Genomic DNA, 15,606 nt, shown 5'->3' with positions numbered 1-15,606 from the left:
ATCGACAAAGGCGGGCCTTTCTGTCTCGCTGGGGCTGTCTGCGGGCATTTCCTTACGTTGCGAGTGATCTGGACGCAAACTTTTGTCGCAGTGCAGCGTGAAACACCGGCGATTGGCGGCAGAGCGGCGGAGCAGCCGCGCGTGCAACTGCCCCTACCCTGCCCTTGCGATCACCCGCCTCAGGGTGATCGGGAGGGGCTTTCCGGCAACTTAGTGCCGGATCAGGTAGTCGAACGCCGAGAGCGCCGCCTTGGAGCCTTCGCCCATCGCGATGACGATCTGCTTGTAGGGCACCGTGGTGACGTCGCCTGCGGCAAACACACCCGGAACGCTCGTTGCGAGGTGGCTGTCGATCTCGATCTCGCCGCGATTGGTCATCGCCAGCGCGCCGCCGAGCCATTCGGTGTTGGGAACGAGGCCGATCTGCACGAAGATGCCTTCGAGCGCGAGGGTGTGGACTTCATCGGTCTTGCGGTCGCGGTAGACGAGGCCGGTCACCTTCTCGCCATCGCCGGTCACTTCGGTCGTGAGCGCCGAGGTAATGACAGTGACGTTGGGCAGGCTGCGCAGCTTGGTCTGGAGCACCGCATCCGCGCGCAGTTCGCTGTCAAATTCGATCAGCGTGACATGCGCGACGATACCGGCAAGGTCGATCGCCGCCTCGACACCCGAGTTGCCGCCGCCGATCACAGCCGTGCGCTTGCCCTTGTAGAGCGGGCCGTCGCAGTGCGGGCAGTAGGCGACACCCTTGTTGCGGTACTCGTCTTCGCCCGGCACGCCGATCTGCCGCCAACGCGCGCCGGTGGAGAGAATGACAGTCTTCGCGCGGAGCGAGGCGCCGCTTTCCAGCTCGATGGTGGCGAGGCCGTCACCATTCGCAGGCTTCAGCGAAACCGCCTTCTGCAGGTTCATCACGTCGACATCGTAGTCCTTCACGTGCTGTTCCAGTTGGGCGACAAGACGCGGACCCTCGGTGTGCTGGACCGAGATGAAGTTCTCGATGCCCATCGTATCGAGCACCTGACCGCCGAAGCGCTCGGTGACGACACCGGTGCGGATGCCTTTGCGCGCGGCGTAGATAGCCGCTGCCGCGCCTGCCGGGCCGCCGCCGACGACGAGAACATCGAACGGCTCCTTAGCGGCGATCTTCTCCGCCGCGCGGGCGACCGCGCCGGTATCGATCTTGGCAACAATCTGGGCGAGGTCCATGCGGCCCTGGCCGAAGGGTTCGCCGTTCAGGAACACCTGCGGCACCGCCATGATCTTCCGGCGCTCCACTTCGTCCTGGAACAGCGCGCCGTCGATGGCGACATGGGTGATCTCAGGGTTCAGCGCCGCCATGATATTGAGCGACTGCACCACGTCGGGGCAGTTCTGGCAGGTGAGCGAGAAGAATGTCTCGAAGTGCAGCGGGCCTTCGAGGCCGCGCACCGTATCGAGCAGTTCGGCCTCTTCCTTGGGCGGGTGGCCGCCGACATGCAGCAGCGCGAGGATCAGCGAAGTGAACTCGTGGCCGAGCGGGAGGCCCGCGAACGTCACCCGTGCGGCCTCACCCGCCGCGCCGATGGCGAAGCTGGGCTTGCGGGCATCGGTGCCGTCGAAGCGGGCCGTCACCTTGTCGGACAGGGCGGCGATTTCCTCGACAAGGCTCTTCGTGTCGGCGCTCTTCTGGCCTTCACCGAGCGAAGCGACGAGCTCGATCGGACGGCGCAGATTGCCGAGATAGGTCTTGAGCTGGGCGGTCGTGGCGGCATCGAGCAGCGACATGGCTGGGGTTCCTTGAAGGTCAGCAGACAGGCAGATCCGCTCGCGCGGGAGGGATCACCGCGCGGCAGGCAGGCACTTGTGAAGAATGAGGGGCCGGGCGGCGGCGGAGGGGGAGGGAAAGGCCGCCGCCCGGCGGGTTGCGAGAGGCCGTGCGGGGGGAGTGCCGGCGCTCTCGCAAAGGGTCATCAGATCTTGCCGACGAGGTCGATCGAGGGAGCGAGGGTCTCGCTGCCTTCTTCCCACTTGGCCGGGCACACCTGGCCGGGGTGCTCGCGCCAGTACTTGGCGGCCTTGATCTTGCGGACGAGTTCGGCGGCGTTGCGGCCCACGCCCTCAGGCGTGATCTCGATCAGCTGGATGATACCGTCCGGATCGACGACGAAGGTGCCGCGATCAGCAAGGCCGACGCCGGGGCGCAGGTTGTCGAACGCGTTGGTCAGCGTGTGGTTCTGGTCACCGACGAGGTAGTAGGTGATCTTGCCGATGGCCGGCGAGCTGTCCGCCCAGGCCTTGTGGCTGAAGTGCGTGTCGGTCGAAACGCCGAACACTTCGACGCCCATGCCCTGCAGCTCGGCATAGTTGTCCTGAAGGTCTTCGAGCTCGGTCGGGCAGACGAAGGTGAAGTCGGCCGGGTAGAAGAAGAACACCGCCCACTTGCCGGCGATATCGGCCTCGGTGATGTCGACGAACTTGCCTTCCTTGTAGGCCGTGTTGGCGAAGGGCTTGATCGGGGTGCTCAGCAGGGACATGCACTTGCTTCCTTGTGATCGCGGACCGGGATGGTCCGTGTGAATGGGGTAGCCGGATTGGCTAGGGAGCCTTTAGCGCGAACGATCACGCCGCGCTAATGATCAATCCTGAGCATATTGATTGACTGGGTCGATCAATAAGGACTGCACTCCCATGTGTCAGGACATGGTTAGCAGCCTGATGTTCTGCAACTAGGCAATGCGCCCGATAGCCCGTTTCACGCGGCTGGCAGGAGCGTGGTGGCATTGCCCCTCGACAGAAGACCTGCGGAAAGTGCGTGAGACGATGAAGGGCGTCGTGTTCAACCTGCTCGAGGATGCCGTGGCGCGCGAGCATGGCTTGCTCGCCTGGGACGGCCTGCTCGAAATGGCCGGCCTCGAAGGAGCCTACACCTCGCTCGGCAGCTATCCTGACAGCGAGGTGATACGGCTGATCGATGCCGCCTCCATTGTTCTGGGGGTGAGCGCGGGCGAGGTTTTGCGCTGGTTCGGGCGCAGTGCGATCCCGCTGCTGTTCGAACGCTATGAGAAGTTCTTCACCCCGCACGTGAGCGCGCAATCGTTCGTGGCAAGCATCAATGACGTAATCCACCCTGAAGTGCGCAAGCTCTATACCGGGGCGGCCTGCCCGCATTTCCATTTTCACGATCTGGAGGACGGGCGGACCGGGCTAGCCTACAAGTCGCCGCGGCGGATGTGCCAGCTGGCCCACGGCTTCATCGAGGGCGCGGCGGACCACTATGGCAACCGGGTCGCCATAGAGCACCTTTCCTGCATGCAGCACGGCCATCCCGTGTGCCGGATCGCGCTGGACTGGACCCCATGAAGCAGGAGGCGATCCCCCTCCCCCCCGATGACGCGACAGTCGTCGAGCGGCTCGAACGGCTTGTGCAGCGCGAGCGCGAAGGACGGCGGCAGGCCGAAGCAATCGCCGAACGAGGCCTGCGCGAACTCTACGAAAGTCAGGTGCGGCTCGCGCTGCTGCAACGCATCACCGATTGCGCCAACCGCTCAAACAATTTCGGCGACGCTATCGGCGAGGTGCTCAAGGAAATCTGCGAGCACATGAACTGGGCCTTCGGTTCGGCCTACCGGGTCGAACCCGGCGGAAAGGCAGCCTCCTGCGATGCGTGGTGCAGCGCCGAACCGGCCCGACTGTTTCCGCTGGTGGAGGCCACCCGGGGGAGCACGTTTGCCAGTGGCGAAGGCTTGCCGGGCCGCGTCCTGCGCGATGGGCATCCGCACTGGGTAGACGAAAGCGAGCTGGCGACCAGTTTCTGCCGCCGCGCCGAGGCGGCCGCATGCGGCTTCCACGCGGCCTGCGCCTTTCCGGTGTTGATTGGTGACGAGATCGTCTGCGTACTCGAATTCTTCTCGCGCACCGCCATGATCGACAAGGACGCGATCCTGCTGACGGTGACGCAAGCGGCGACGCAGCTGGCGCGCGTGATCGAGCGCGAACATGCGCGCGCGGCGCTGCTGCATGATGCGCTGCACGATGCAATGACCGGTCTGCCCAATCGCACGCTGCTCGATGAACGCTCGCGTGCGGCGTTCGACCGGCTGCCGGAAAACCGCGAAGGGCTCGCCGTGCTGGTCATCGATCTCGACGGGTTCAAGGCAATCAACGACAAATATGGCCACCACGCCGGCGATATCGTGCTGATCGAGACGGCGCGGCGCTTCGACAATGTGATTTCCGCGCGGATGGGCGGGCGGCGGCGGAGCGACAATCCCGGCTGGCGGGCAACCCTCGCCCGCGTCGGCGGTGACGAATTCGTGGTCGTGCTGGATGCCCTGCCGGATCCGGCGATCGCCATGGACCTCGCCGGCACGCTGATCGATGCATTGAAATCGCCCATCCATGTCGCAGACGAATGCGTCAATGTCGGGCTGTCCATCGGCATAGCGCACAGCTCGCCAAGCTACTTCTCGATCGAGCAGCTGAGGCAGGACGCAGACCTTGCGATGTATGAGGCAAAGTCCAGCGGTCAGGGCGGGGTAGTGGCCTTCTCGGAAAGTCTTGGCAATGAACGCCGCAATCGCATGGCGCTGGAAAACGAACTGCGCGATGCGATCCGCGAGAAGCAGTTCACATTGTTCTACCAGCCGATCTTTGCGCTCGGCAAAAGTCAGTCTGCCGGAGGATTGCGCGGCTTCGAGGCGCTGATCCGCTGGAACCATCCGGATCGCGGCCTGCTCGAGCCCGGACGGTTCATGCCGGCAGCCGAAGCGGGCGGTCTGATCGTGTTCATTGGCGATTGGGTTCTGCGGCAGGCATGCAACGCGATGGCGCGGCTCCACGCGGATCTGACCGCGCATGGCCTGAAGGCGAGCGAACTCCCCTACATCAGCATCAACATCGCTCCGCAGCAGTTCCTGCAGCCGACCTTCTCCTCGCACGTCCAGCGCGTGCTGCTGGAAACCGGCGTGCCGCCCGAGCTGGTTCGGCTTGAAGTGACCGAAGGCGTCGCGATCATCGATCCTGACCAGACGCGGCAGGTGCTGGAGCAAGTGCGCTGTTGGGGCGTGAAGACCAGTCTCGATGATTTCGGGACCGGCTATTCCTCGCTGAGCTATCTGCAAAACTTGCCGTTCGACACGCTCAAGATCGACCGCTCGTTCATCGCCTCGATGGACGATCCCAAGAGCCGCAAGATCATCCGCGCGATCCTCGATCTGGCCAGCAACCTCAACCTCTCGGTGGTGGCGGAAGGGATCGAAACAGTCGAGCAGGGCGCATCGCTGCGCGAGATGGGCTGCGAATTTGGCCAAGGCTATCACCTTGGCCGGCCGCTCGATGAAGCGAGCGCCTTTGCACTGGTGTGGCCCGAAGCAGCTCCTCCCCGCAAATAAAGCCTGCTGTGTCTTCGCGTTGATCGGCTAGTATGGGGTCCTCACGCAGCATCCGGATAAGGGAACCACCGCGATGGCATCGAACAACCCCTGGCGTCACATGCGTAGCGCCGGTGTAGCCGACGATATCGACTTCGAGATCAAGGGGCAGGAACTTCAGTTCGTCGAAATCGAACTCGATCCCGGAGAAAGCGCAGTCGCCGAAGCCGGGGCCTTCGTGTGGAAGGACGGCTCGATCGAAATGACCACCGTGTTCGGGGATGGCAGCGCCGATCAGGGCGGCGGCTTCATGGGCAAGCTGCTGGGCGCGGGCAAACGCCTGCTGACCGGGGAAAGCCTGTTCACCACCGTGTTCACGCATACCGGCCAGGGCAAGGCGCGCGTCGCGTTCGCATCCCCGACCCCTGGCGCGATCCTGCCGCTCAAGCTTTCGGACCTTGGCGGCACGCTGATCTGCCAGAAGGACAGCTTTCTCTGCGCCGCGCGCGGGGTTTCCATCGGCATCGCATTCCAGCGCCGCATCATGACCGGTCTGTTCGGCGGCGAAGGCTTCATCATGCAGAAGCTAGACGGTGATGGCTGGGTCTTCGTGCAGATGGGCGGCACTCTCACCGAACGCACGTTGGCGCCGGGCGAGGAACTGCATGTCGATACCGGCTGCCTTGCCGCCTATACCCCGGGCGTGACATTCGACCTGATCGGCGCGGGCGGTGTGAAAAGCGTGCTGTTCGGCGGTGAAGGCCTGTTCTTTGCGCGGCTGACCGGACCGGGCAAGGTGTGGATCCAGTCCCTCCCTTTTGCGCGCCTTGCCGGGCGGATGCTGGCAGCAGCCATGCCGGGCGGCGGGCAGAACCGCGGCGAAGGTTCGGCGCTCGGCGTGCTGGGCGATTTCATCGACGGGAACCGGTAAGGGTTGCCCGGAGCGGCCAACACCTGAAGCGTGGGGGAAGGCGCTGCGGGCGCCCTCCCCCACCTGCCGGCCTCAGAAGGTCAGCTTGACCGTGCCGCCGAACGTGCGCGGATCGCCGACATTGCCGACGATCAGACCGGTGCTGCCGGACGCGACCGCAAGCTGATCGAAGTAGTTCACGTCGAACGCGTTGCGGACCCAACCATAGACGTCGATCCCCTTCTCGGTGCGGAAGCCCGCCCGGAAGTTGGTCAACGCATAGCCATCGACATTGGTATAGGCCGAGGGACTTGCATTCGACGACCACGACGACCGGTAGCTGCCATCGAAGCCGACATAGGCCTGGCCTTCCTTGCCGAAGAGCGTGACCGGCACGTTGCCTTCCGCGCCATAGGAAAACGCCCACTTCGAAACGCCGGGTAGGCGCGAGCCCGAAATATCGCACTGCGAAGGGCTGATGCCGGGTGTGCCGGCGGGCGCCGTCGGACCGGTCGGCACACCGTTGGCATCAAGCGGCTGCGCGCTGCCGCCGGAAAGCTCGGGCGGGCACGGCGCATTGGTGAACTTCACGAACTTGGCATCGGTGTACGCGCCGTTGCCGTAGATGTTGAAACGCTCGCTCGGCCGGAACGAGGCGTCGAATTCGAAGCCCTGCGACCGCGCCTTGTCCGCATTGGCCAGATAGCCGCGGATCAGGCCGACCGCGAAGTTCGAGACCTGCGCCTGATAGTTGCCGATATCGGTGCGGAAAGCCGAAAGGTTGAACGTCAGCTTCCGGTCAAGGAACTGGGTCTTGATACCCACTTCGTAGTGGTTCACCGATTCCGGCTTGATCGTGGCAAGATCAAGCAGCGGCACACCCGTAACCGCATCAGCCGGCACGCCGTTGAGGTTAATGCCGCCCGTCTTGAAGCTCTTCGCATAAGTTGCGTAGAGGTGGATATCACGGGTGACATCCCACGCGGCGGTCACGTCGCCCGAGAAATTCCAGTCGCTGAAGTTAGCCTTGAACGACTGCGGGGCCAGCACGGCCAGCTGCGCCCGTTCGCGCGCGGAGTTGAGGCTCTTGCCCGCCGCATCGGATTCGAACACCACCAGATTGCCGGCGCCATCGGTCACGACCGAATTGTAGCTGCCGTCCTTCTTGTCGTAGTTCAGGCGAAAGCCGGGCTGGATCGAGAAGCTGTCGGTCAGCTTGTAGATGAACTTGCCGAAAATCGCCGCGCTGGTGTTCTTGAAGTTGATGTCGTTGTTCGCCGTGAGCCCATCGAGCACAGTGGGATCGCGGGAAAGCGCGTTGCTCGGCGCGATCAGCCACCGGCTTGCGGCCGAACCCTGCTGCTGCAGGCCCAGCGTGCGGATCTTCTGGTAGAAGCCGAACGCACCCAGCGTGTAGCCCAGCTTGCCGGTCTCGCCAGAGAGGCGCAGCTCTTGCGAATACTGGTCCTGATGCGACGGGTTCTGCGATTTCGACGTGATCGGCAGGCCGAGGAAATCGCGGTCGTTCGAGGGATCCCAATCCCAGTAGCGCCATGCGGTGACCGAGGTGATCGTGCCGATCCCGGTATCGATCTTGGCGCGCAGCGAAACGCCGCCGATATCGTTCTTGGCACGCAGCGGCGTATCGACGTCGGTCACCCGGTCGAACGGATTGGTGCTCGGCACGGCGTAGTTCTGCGCGGCGGCAAGCGCATCGTACTGGCGGTTCAGCGGACGCTGCGTGGCGCCAACGCGGACGTAAACCTGCGTGCAGCAGGTGGGGTTCTGGTGGCTGTAGTCCGCCGCCAGCGTGAACTCGACGCCGTTCGAGGGCTTCCACAGGATCTGCCCGCGCAGGCCGAGGTTGTCCTGTGAATTGACCTTGAGCTTCGAGGTGACGTTGGTGATTGTGCCATCGCGCCGGGTCAGCGAGCCGGCCAGACGCACCGCGACCGTATCGGACAAGGGTGTGTTGACCGCCGCCTTGCCCTGGAAGAAGCCGTAATTGCCGCCGCTCAGTTCGACGCGGCCTTCCGTGTCGAACGAAGGCTGGCGGCTGGTGATGTTGATCGCGCCGGCAGTGGTGTTCTTGCCGTTGAGCGTGCCCTGCGGCCCGCGCAGCACTTCGATCTGCTTCACATCGAGGAAGTCGAACGTGCTGCTCGCGACGCGCGCCATGTAGACGTCGTCGACATAGATGCCCACGCCCTGCTCGATGCCATCGTTGGTGAGGCCGAGCGGCGCGCCGAGACCGCGAATGTTCACCGAGGTGTTGCGCGGGTTCGACGAGGTGAACTGCAGCGTTGGCGTCAGTTGCTGAAGGCGGCCGACGTTGAACGCACCAGTCGCGTCGATGTGATCGCCGCCGACGACCGAGATGGCGAGCGGCACGTCCTGCGCGGTTTCAGCGCGGCGGCGCGCGGTGACCACGATGGTATCGTTGTCGGACTGGCCGGTGCCGACCGAAGTGGTCTGGTCAGCGGGCGCGGCAGCGTCGGATGCGGGAGCGGTTTCGCCAAGGGTTTCAGCGGCAAACGCCGGAGTTGCGGCGGCAAGCGGCAGGATCGCCGCTCCGCCAAGGAGCAGGACACGCAAAGTCATCGTCAATCCTTTGGATCAGGGTCACGATGCCTCCGGTGGTCCGGTGGGCGATTGTGAATTGGGTTGTGAAAGTTGGATCAGGTCAGCTGGGCTTGAGGCGCTTCTTCTCGGTCACGTCGATCTGAACGACGCGGCCTTCGTGCACCGTCAGCGCAACCGTGCCGAAGCGCAGCCCGGTGAGCGCTTCGCGCACGGAGGCGATGCTTTCCTCGAGGTGACGCTGGGCATCAGGCGCCAGGGGTGGTGTGGTCATCGGGTTTCTCCTTGGGTCTGGTCTCCATCTGCGGTGAACATGCGGGCGCGGTGGGGGTTGAAGCGGATCGTCTGGCCCAGTTGCGGGGCATCGCCGCTGCTCGGCAGATCGAGCTCGACGAACTGGCCGCTACCTTCGAGCAAGCCCTCAGCCCGCCACACCGCACCCTTGCGGAACACGTTATCGACAAGCAGTGCCTCCGCGCCGTCTGCTGAAAGCGTGATCTCGTGCGGGCGAAAATGGATCTCGCCCCCGGCAGCGGGCAAGCGGTTGGTCTCACCCACGAAGTGCGAGACGAAGGGCGTTTCGGGGTTCATGTAGACCGCGTCGGGCGCGCCGATCTGCTCGATCCGGCCTTGGTTCATCACCACGACGCGGTCGGCCAGCTCAAGCGCTTCTTCCTGATCGTGCGTCACGAAGATCGAGGTGAGCCCCATCGCCTTGTGCAGATCGCGCAGCCAGCGGCGCAGGTCCTTGCGCACCTTGGCATCGAGCGCGCCGAAGGGTTCATCCAGCAGAAGCAAGCGCGGTTCGATGGCGAGCGCGCGGGCGAGCGCAACGCGCTGGCGCTGACCGCCCGAAAGCTGGCCCGGATAGCGGCTGCCGAGGCCTTCAAGCTGGACGAGGCGCAGCAGTTCCTCGGCGCGCGCGCGGCGGGCGGCCTTGGGCAGCCGGCCCTTACCCCGGCGCACGCTGAGCCCGAACGCGACGTTGTCGGCCACGGTCATGTGGCGAAACAACGCATAGTGCTGAAACACGAAGCCGACATGGCGGTCCGCGACCGGCGTGCTGGAAACGTCCTCGCCGCCGAGCAGCACGGTGCCGCTGTCCTGGAATTCGAGGCCCGCGATGATGCGCAGCAGCGTCGTCTTGCCGGAGCCCGAGGGGCCGAGCAGCGCGATGAACTCGCCCGGCGCGACATCGAGATCGATGCCGTGGAGCGCCGCGTAATCGCCGAAGCGCTTGGTTATGCCGCGAAGGTGGATCAATGCCGTGCTCCTGCATGGAGGCCGAAGCGCCATTCGAGCACCGTCTTGGCAACGAGCGTCACCAGGGCGAGCAGCGCGAGAAGAGAGGCGACCGCAAAGGCGCCGACGAAATCATACTCGTTGTAGAGAATCTCGACATGGAGCGGCATCGTGTTGGTCTCGCCGCGGATGTGGCCGGAAACGACCGAGACCGCGCCGAATTCACCCATGGCGCGCGCGTTGCACAGCAGCACGCCATAGAGCAGGCCCCAGCGGATATTGGGCAGCGTGACGTGCCAGAAGGTCTGCCAGCCGTTCGCGCCAAGCGAGATCGCGGCTTCCTCATCGTCCTTGCCCTGCTCCAGCATCAGCGGGATCAGTTCGCGCGCAACGAACGGGAAGGTGATGAACACGGTTGCCAGCACGATACCCGGCACCGCGAAAATGATCTTGAGATCGTGCTCCGCCAGCCACGCGCCGAACAGGCCGTTGGCGCCGAACAGCAGCACGAAGATCAGGCCCGAAACGACCGGCGAAACCGAGAACGGCAAGTCGATCAGCGTGATGAGCAGCGCCTTGCCGGGGAACTGGAACTTGGTGATCGCCCAGCTCGCGGCAATTCCGAACACCATGTTGAGCGGCACGGAGATAGCGGCGATCAGCAAGGTCAGCCGGATCGCGGCGAGCGCGTCGGCCGTGTGGAGCGCGTCGAGGAACGGCCCTGCCCCCTCGCGAAGGGCCTCGCTGAACACCGCCAGCAGCGGCAGCAGCAGGAAGAAGCCGAGGAACACGAGCGCGATGGTGATGAGCACAGCGCGCATCACCGGGCTTTCGGTGATAGCCTGAACGCTCATGCGCCCATCCTCCGGCGGCTGGCGGCTTGAACGAGGTTGATGAGCAGCAGCACCGCGAAGGAGGCGAGCATCATCACCACCGCAATCGCAGTGGCGCCCGCATAGGCGTATTGCTCAAGCTGGGTGACGATCAGCAGCGGCGCGATCTCGGTGCGGCCGGGCATGTTGCCCGAAATGAAGATCACTGAGCCGTACTCCCCCACCCCGCGCGCAAAGGCGAGTGCGAAGCCGGTGAGGAGCGCAGGACCGATGGCCGGAAAGATGACATGGCGAAAGGTCTGCCAGCGGGTCGCGCCGAGCGTGGCGGCGGCCTCCTCGACCTCGCGGCCGAGATCCGCCAGCACCGGCTCGACCGAGCGGACGACGAACGGCAGGCCGATAAAGACGAGCGCGATGGTAATGCCGACCCAGGTGAAGGCCACCTTGATCCCGAGCGGTTCGAGATACTGGCCGATCCAGCCCTGCGGCGCATAAAGCGCGGTGAGCGCAATGCCGGCGACCGCGGTCGGCAGCGCGAAGGGCAGATCGACAAGCGCGCTCACCACCTGCTTGCCGGGGAACGAATAGCGCACGAGCACCCACGCAACGACAAGGCCGAACACCGCATTGACAAGGCCTGCCATGGCAGCCGTGCCGAAGCTCAGCTGGTAGGCTGCCAACGCCCGCTCGCTGAAGCCCACTTCAACGACCTGCGCCCAGCCCATTCCGCCCGCCTTGAGGAAGATCGTGGCAAGCGGGATCAGCACGATCAGCGTCAGCCACGCGAGCGTGAAGCCGAAGCTGAGGCCGAAGCCGGGCAGCACGGACGGCTGCCTCCAGCGTGCGGTTCGAGCGGACATGGTGCGGTCCCCGGCCCTGCGCCTACTTCTTCGAGTAGATGCGGTCGAACACGCCGCCATCATCGAAGAAGGTCTTCTGCGCCTTGGCCCAGCCGCCGAAATCCTTGTCGATGGTGACCATCGGAATCTCGCGGAACTGCGCCTTGAACTGCTGTGCGATGGCCGGATCGCGCGGGCGGTAGAAGTTGTGCGCGATCGCAGTCTGCGCTTCGGGCGTATAGAGATAGCGCAGATAGGCGTCGGCAACTTCGGTGGTGCCGTGCTTCTTGGCATTCGCGGTGACGACCGCGACCGAAGGTTCGGCGAGGATCGAGATCGACGGCGCGACGATCTCGAACTTGCCCGCGCCGAGCTTCTTCTCGGCGAGGAACGCCTCATTCTCCCACGAGATCAGCACGTCGCCGATGCCGCGCTCGACGAACGTGGTGGTCGAGCCGCGCGCGCCGCTATCGAGCACTGGCACATGGCTGAACAGCTGCTTCACATAAGCCTCGGCGGCTGCATCGGACCCTCCAGCCTTGCGGCCATAGGCCCAGGCCGCGAGGAAGTTCCAGCGCGCACCGCCGCCCGTCTTGGGATTGGCGGTGATCACCTCGACACCGGGCTTCACGAGGTCGCCCCAGTCCTTGATGCCCTTGGGATTGCCCTTGCGCACGAGGAACACGATCGTCGAAGTATAGGGCGCGCTGTTATCCGGCAGCGCCTTTTGCCAGTCGGCATCGAGCAGCTTGCCCTTCGCGGAGATGGCATCAATGTCGTAGGCGAGCGCGAGGGTTGCGACATCGGCCTCCAGCCCGTCGATGATCGCGCGGCTCTGCTTGCCCGACCCGCCATGGCTCATGCGGAAGGTGATATCCTTGCCCGTCTTCTGCTTCCAGTAGGCGGCGAACGCCGGGTTGATCGCCTGATAAAGCTCACGTGTGGGATCGTAGGAGACGTTGGTCAGCTCCACCGCGCCCGGCTTGGAGCCGCCGCCCGAGCAGCCCGCAAGGAGGAAGCCCATGGCGAGAGAGCCCGCGAGCACGGCACGGCGGGTAGCGGATTTGCGTCCAGAATCGCGAATGCTCATGCTTCGTACTCCCGTTTGCGTCAGCCGCAGCAGTCCCTCTGCGGCGTCGGGCCGCGCCTAAACTCAATTAATGTGATAGACATTAGAGTTCTGCTTCGTGGCAGGAAAGAGAAGCTATGGGATTGCGCTTGCCGCGAATGCCCCCTGCCCCGCACTTCACCCCGAATCAGCGCGCGTCTGTCGCAGGCCAGATTATCTCCACCTAATGAGTAGAGAATAGCTCAGCGCCAAAGTGAGAGATATTGTCGACCAAATGAGTAGACATAATTTGTTGGAGACGAAGTGTGACCCGCAAGACAGTTCACAAGGTTCCTGTTTGACGTGTCTGCCGGGGGAACTCGTCCCCACAAGGCCCACGAATCAGTCCCGAGTGGCAAGCGAATGCCCCCGCGGCAATGGCTCCCCGGTTCGGCCAGCGGGGCATAAGGGCGCGGCTCCCCTTGCATGTCCCGCCCTGCCTCGTGCTATGCGGGAAGTCATGTCATCGCTTTGTCGCAATCGGCCAGCATGCCGCGCCGCGATCCGCCGCAATCCGGCGGACGCAGGGGGGAGCATTGGCCATGGATGAACCGCAGACAGCGGCACGCAGGATCGCAGCCGTCACGCGGCCGCGCGCCGAAAGCGCAGCACCGCCAGCTACGTACCGCTTCTTCAACCGCGAACTGAGCTGGCTTGCGTTCAATCGCCGCGTGCTCGCCGAGGCGCAGAATGAGCACTATCCGGTGCTCGAACGGCTGCGCTTTCTTTCAATCTCGGGCAGCAATCTCGACGAGTTCATGATGGTCCGCGTGGCCGGCCTCGCCGCGCAAGTGCGTCAGGGCATTGACGAACTTTCGATCGACGGCCTCACCCCGGCGCAGCAATTGCAGGCCGCCTACCGCGGGGTCGAGGAACTGGTGCGCGCGCAGCAGACGATCCTTGCGGGCCTCACCGAACAGCTCGACAGCGCCGGCATCCGCATCATCGGCAATCGCAAGCTCGACAAGGCCCAGTCCGATTGGGCTGCGCGCTATTTCGAAGAGCATGTGTTCCCGGCGCTGACCCCGCAGGCGATCGATCCGGCACATCCCTTCCCCTTCATCAACAATCAGGGCACCGGCATTCTCTTCACGCTGACCCGGCTGGCAGACGGCGAGGCGGTGACCGAGATGATCCTCGTGCCGCCAGCGCTGCCGCGCTTCGTGCGCCTGCCGGGGGAACCCTCTTGCTGGATGAGCGTTGAGGAACTGATCCTGCGCGGAGCGGGCAAGCTTTTCCCGGGCTTCCGCATCCAGGGCCACGGCACCTTCCGCGTGCTGCGTGATAGCGATATCGAAATCGAGGAAGACGCCGAAGACCTCGTCCGCTATTTCCGCACAGCGATCCAGCGGCGCCGGCGCGGTAGGGTTATCCTGCTGCAAGTGCAGGAAAACTTCGACCCAGAAGCAGAGGCGCTACTGCGCGATAAGCTGCGGCTCGATCATGCCATGGTCATCAAGGCGGGCGGCCTGCTCGCGATGAACGGCCTTTCGGTGATCGTCGATACGGACCGGCCCGAACTGAAGTTCGAGCCCTATATCCCGCGCTATCCCGAGCGCGTGCGCGAGCATGACGGCGATTGCTTCGCGGCAATCCGCACCAAGGATCTCGTGATCCACCACCCGTTCGAAAGCTTCGACGTGGTGGTCGATTTCCTGCGGCAGGCTGCGTCTGATCCCGATGTCGTGGCAATCAAGCAGACGCTCTACCGCGCAGGCAAGCAATCGGCGGTGATCGCGGCGCTGATCGCGGCGGCAGAGGCCGGCAAGTCGGTCACGGCCGTCGTGGAGCTCAAGGCCCGCTTTGACGAGGAGCAGAACCTCCATTGGGCGAGCCAGCTTGAACGCGCGGGCGTTCAGGTGATCTACGGCTTCGTCGACTGGAAGACGCACGCCAAGGTGAGCATGGTCGTGCGCCGCGAGGGCGATGGCTACCGCACCTACTGCCACTTCGGCACCGGCAACTATCACCCGGTGACGGCGCGGATCTACACCGACCTCAGCTTCTTCACTGCCGATCCCAAGTTCGGGCGCGATGCCGGGCTGCTGTTCAATTTCATCACCGGCTATATCGAGCCGAAGGCGACCGAGATGCTGGCGATTGCGCCCATCGGCGTGCGCCGCAAGCTTTATGAATGCATCGACCGCGAGATCGCGCTGGCGCAAAGCGGCAAGCCCGCCTCGATCTGGGCCAAGCTCAATGCGCTGACCGACAGCCAGCTCATCAACCGACTTTATGCGGCGAGCAGTGCGGGGGTGGAGATCAACCTCGTCGTGCGCGGCATCTGCTGTCTGAGGCCCGGGGTTCCGGGGTTGTCGGAAAAAATCCGGGTCAAGTCCGTCATCGGGCGCTTCCTCGAACACAGCCGAATCTGGGCCTTTGGCAACGGCACGCCGCTGCCGAACCGCCGCGCGCGGGTGTTCATTTCCTCGGCGGACGGCATGTCACGCAACCTTGATCGCCGGGTCGAGGTGCTGGTGCCGATCAAGAACCCGACAGTGCACGATCAGGTGCTCGATCAGGTCATGCTCGCCAATCTGCTCGATACCGAGCAGAGTTGGATTCTGGAGCCGGACGGCACCTATCACCGCGCCGATCCGGGGCCGAAGCCTTTCAACGTGCACCGCTATTTCATGACCAACCCCTCGCTCTCCGGGCGCGGCGCGGCGCTCACCAAGGGGCGCAAGGTGCCCAAGCTCGCGCTCAGGCGCGGTGGGATGTCCCCGCAATGATGCGACCGGAC

12 protein-coding genes are annotated in these 15,606 nt (G+C 64.3%); 4 read left to right on the top strand and 8 right to left on the bottom strand.

From position 1 onward, the window contains the following. Positions 1-210: 210 nt before the first annotated feature. Together ahpF and ahpC are read right to left on the bottom strand one after the other, a co-directional pair. A complete protein-coding gene (gene ahpF, locus NSE01_RS00315; protein WP_147157626.1) occupies positions 211-1,767 on the bottom strand; it encodes an alkyl hydroperoxide reductase subunit F in 1,557 nt (518 codons plus the stop codon). Between the two features lie 185 nt (positions 1,768-1,952). Continuing rightward, entirely contained in the window at positions 1,953-2,516 is a 564-nt protein-coding gene (gene ahpC / locus NSE01_RS00310) for an alkyl hydroperoxide reductase subunit C (RefSeq protein ID WP_054121004.1), read from the bottom strand. A gap of 199 nt (positions 2,517-2,715) precedes the next feature. On the opposite strand from ahpC, the gene NSE01_RS00305 reads away from it, so the two are divergent. From NSE01_RS00305 to NSE01_RS00295, 3 genes are all read left to right on the top strand, one after another. Further along, entirely contained in the window at positions 2,716-3,342 is a 627-nt protein-coding gene (locus NSE01_RS00305) for a heme NO-binding domain-containing protein (RefSeq protein ID WP_246134953.1), read from the top strand. Further along, the gene (locus tag NSE01_RS00300; RefSeq protein WP_147157625.1) at positions 3,339-5,372 is read left to right on the top strand and encodes a putative bifunctional diguanylate cyclase/phosphodiesterase; all 2,034 of its coding nucleotides are present in this window, start codon (positions 3,339-3,341) and stop codon (positions 5,370-5,372) included. Before NSE01_RS00305 ends, NSE01_RS00300 begins: the two co-directional genes overlap by 4 nt. Positions 5,373-5,445: 73 nt before the next feature. Beyond that, positions 5,446-6,282: an AIM24 family protein gene (locus NSE01_RS00295; protein WP_147157624.1), complete on the top strand. Its 837-nt coding sequence runs from the start codon at positions 5,446-5,448 to the stop codon at positions 6,280-6,282. A gap of 72 nt (positions 6,283-6,354) precedes the next feature. On the opposite strand, the gene NSE01_RS00290 is transcribed toward NSE01_RS00295, so the two are convergent. The 6 genes from NSE01_RS00290 to NSE01_RS00265 form a co-directional block, all read right to left on the bottom strand. Continuing rightward, positions 6,355-8,862: a TonB-dependent receptor gene (locus NSE01_RS00290; RefSeq protein ID WP_147157623.1), complete on the bottom strand. Its 2,508-nt coding sequence runs from the start codon at positions 8,860-8,862 to the stop codon at positions 6,355-6,357. Positions 8,863-8,944: 82 nt separating this feature from the next. Continuing rightward, positions 8,945-9,115, bottom strand: a complete 171-nt coding sequence (locus NSE01_RS00285; protein ID WP_147157622.1) for a YezD family protein — start codon at positions 9,113-9,115, stop codon at positions 8,945-8,947. Beyond that, positions 9,112-10,104, bottom strand: a complete 993-nt coding sequence (locus NSE01_RS00280) for a sulfate/molybdate ABC transporter ATP-binding protein (RefSeq protein WP_246134952.1) — start codon at positions 10,102-10,104, stop codon at positions 9,112-9,114. The genes NSE01_RS00285 and NSE01_RS00280 overlap by 4 nt, the downstream gene beginning before the upstream one ends. Beyond that, complete coding sequence (cysW, locus tag NSE01_RS00275; protein ID WP_147157620.1) at positions 10,101-10,937, bottom strand: sulfate ABC transporter permease subunit CysW; 837 nt, start codon at positions 10,935-10,937, stop codon at positions 10,101-10,103. Before cysW ends, NSE01_RS00280 begins: the two co-directional genes overlap by 4 nt. Then, entirely contained in the window at positions 10,934-11,776 is an 843-nt protein-coding gene (gene cysT / locus NSE01_RS00270; RefSeq protein WP_147157619.1) for a sulfate ABC transporter permease subunit CysT, read from the bottom strand. Before cysT ends, cysW begins: the two co-directional genes overlap by 4 nt. Before the next feature lie 22 nt (positions 11,777-11,798). Further along, positions 11,799-12,845, bottom strand: coding sequence for a sulfate ABC transporter substrate-binding protein (locus NSE01_RS00265; protein WP_147157618.1), 1,047 nt, complete (start codon positions 12,843-12,845; stop codon positions 11,799-11,801). 560 nt (positions 12,846-13,405) lie between these two features. On the opposite strand from NSE01_RS00265, the gene NSE01_RS00260 reads away from it, so the two are divergent. Then, positions 13,406-15,595: an RNA degradosome polyphosphate kinase gene (locus tag NSE01_RS00260; RefSeq protein ID WP_147157617.1), complete on the top strand. Its 2,190-nt coding sequence runs from the start codon at positions 13,406-13,408 to the stop codon at positions 15,593-15,595. Positions 15,596-15,606: the final 11 nt, after the last annotated feature.

Origin of the sequence: Novosphingobium sediminis, from assembly GCF_007991615.1 — a bacterium.
Taxonomy (GTDB): Bacteria; Pseudomonadota; Alphaproteobacteria; order Sphingomonadales; family Sphingomonadaceae; genus Novosphingobium; species Novosphingobium sediminis.
Note: the sequence above shows the minus strand (reverse complement) of the source record. Positions and strands in the feature narration are given on the sequence as shown.